Source organism: Streptomyces sp. NPDC050636 (genome assembly GCF_040654775.1).
GTDB lineage: Bacteria > Actinomycetota > Actinomycetes > Streptomycetales > Streptomycetaceae > Streptomyces.
The window spans coordinates 1-1,007 of record NZ_JBFAIP010000286.1; the positions used below are offsets into that span (position 1 = coordinate 1).

Here is a 1,007-nt window from a genome sequence, read left to right on the forward strand (position 1 = left end):
TGTATTGATCACGAGCGTTGTTGACACTTGCCGGGCTTGATCATGGCGAAGACCTCCGGTGTGGTGGAGCTGTCTAGGACTGCACCGCACGGAGGTCTTCGTGTCCCACCGTAATGCCCGGCTGACCGTTCATGGCAGACGGCTGCTGGTCGAACGTGTCTGCTCGGGTCGCCCGGTCTCGCATGTCGCGGCCGAGATGGGCATCTCTCGAGCTACCGCCCACAAGTGGATCCGCCGCTGGCGATCCGAAGGCGAGGCCGGGCTCATCGACCGCTCCAGCACACCGCGCAGGACCCCGCACCGCACCCCGACGACGGTCGAGGCCCAGGTATGCCAACTGCGTCAGACCCGCAAGCTCGGACCCGCCCGCATCGGTCCCATCCTGGGCCTGCCCGCCTCGACCGTGCACCGCGTCCTGACCCGCCACGGCCTGAACCGACTGGCCTACCTCGACCGCCCCACCGGCCAACTGATCAGACGCTACGAACGCGACCGGCCCGGCGAGCTGATCCATGTCGACGTCAAGAAGCTCGGCCGGATTCCCGACGGCGGCGGCCACAAGGTCCTCGGCCGCCAGGCCGGCCGCGTCACCCGCAGCAGCATGGGCTTTGACTACGTCCACTCCGCCGTCGACGACCACAGCCGCCTCGCCTACAGCGAGATCCACCCGGACGAGAAGGCCGCTACCTGCGCAACCTTCCTCCGCCGGGCCGCAGCCTTCTTCACCGCTCACGGCATCGACCACATCGAACGGGTCCTGACCGACAACGCCTGGCCTTACCGCAAGAGCTTCGCCTGGCGCCAGGCACTGACCGACCTCGGCGCGACCGGCAAGCTCACCCGCATCTACCGGCCGCAGACCAACGGCAAGGTCGAACGCTTCAACCGCACCCTGCTCGACGAGTGGGCCTACATCCGGCCCTACACGAGCAACACCGAACGAACCACTGCCCTGGCAGACTTCCTCCACACCTACAACCACCACCGCTGCCACACCGCACTGGACG

1 protein-coding gene is annotated in these 1,007 nt (G+C 67.3%); it reads left to right on the plus strand.

What is annotated here, in order from left to right:
• Positions 1-100: 100 nt before the first annotated feature.
• On the plus strand, positions 101-1,007 hold a 907-nt coding region (locus AB0I10_RS41290; protein ID WP_363157870.1), incomplete at its 3' end, for an IS481 family transposase.